The 1,357-nt window shown below is 23.7% G+C and carries 1 protein-coding gene; it reads left to right on the forward strand.

Features of this window, described 5'->3' with window-relative positions; translation table 11 throughout:
* Nucleotides 1-63: 63 nt before the first annotated feature.
* Nucleotides 64-1,290, forward strand: a complete 1,227-nt coding sequence (locus tag BGI41_RS08130; RefSeq protein ID WP_088540197.1) for an HD domain-containing protein — start codon at nucleotides 64-66, stop codon at nucleotides 1,288-1,290.
* Nucleotides 1,291-1,357 lie beyond the last annotated feature (67 nt).

Here is a 1,357-nt window from a genome sequence, read left to right on the forward strand (position 1 = left end):
AAATTAAGACTAATAAATTAAAAAAATTCATAATATATTTTATAAATTTTTAATGTGGTTTTAATGTTAAAATATAATAAATTTATTAGAGACAGTATACATGGAGATCTTCCAATAACTGAACTCGAAAAAGAAATTATGGATTATCCACAATTTCAAAGACTTAGACGTATAAAACAATTAGGTTTTACATCATTAATTTATCCAGGTGCAAATCATTCACGATTTGAACATTGTATAGGTACTATGTATCTTGCTTCATTACTTGGAAAAGAACTTAACTTAACAGATGATGAATTACAACTTGTAAGATTATCTGGAATGTTACATGATATAGGTCATGGACCATTTTCACATGTTTCTGAATCAGTTATGAATGTAAAACATGAAGAACTTACAGCATTTGTTATTAAAAATACATCAATATCCACTAAACTTAGTGAAAATTATAATCTAGATAAAATAGTTGATATTATTAATGGTAAAGGTAAACTTGGACCTATTATATCTGGTGAATTAGATGTAGATAGAATGGATTATTTAATACGTGATTCACATTATACTGGTGTAGCTTATGGTGTAATTGATGTAGATAGAATAATTACAAATCTAAAATTAGAAAAATACTTAGTATTAGATATTAAAGGTGTTCAAGCTGCAGAATCTATGCTTGTAGCAAGATACTTTATGTATCCAAGTGTATATCAACATCATACAACAAGAATAATAAATGCAATGTTTAGAAGAGCATTAACAAAATTTATTAAAAGTAGTAATATAAATCCTAGAAAACTTAGTATTTATGATGATAATGAAATGATTTGGAAATGTAAAGACAGTGATAATGAATTTACAAAAGACATTATAAAAAGATTAGAAAATAGACAATTACTTAAAAGAATTAAAACCATTAGATTAAATAGATTCCAAAAACCTACAGAAGTATTTAAAATCAAAGAAAGAGATTTAAGAAAAGCAGAAAGAGAAATCGCTGAAGATTATAATATAGATAAAGATTATATCTTTATTGATTTACCTGAATATCCTAAATTTGATGAGATGAAAACACAAATTGCAATTGGTGAAGATTTATATCATTTAAATGAAGTATCTTCAATTGTTCAAGCATTAAATAAAGCAAGATTTAATTATCCAGATATTGTATTATATTCAACTGGAGAAAACAAGGAAAATCTTAAAAAAGTTGATATTGAAAATTATATAGATCTTCCAGAATTTACAGATAAAATACCAACTGCAACACATTTTGATCAACAAAGATTATTATAAATAAATAAAATTATATTTTTTAAATAAAAATTAACAAATTAAAAAAATTATACTTACTAAACCATAT

This window comes from Methanobrevibacter sp. 87.7 (assembly GCF_002208625.1).
Lineage (GTDB): Archaea > Methanobacteriota > Methanobacteria > Methanobacteriales > Methanobacteriaceae > Methanarmilla.

Excerpts from the sequence above, each read along its gene's own strand:
- BGI41_RS08130 (WP_088540197.1), top strand. The coding sequence starts at position 64 with ATGTTAAAATATAATAAATTTATTAGAGACAGTATACATGGAGATCTT.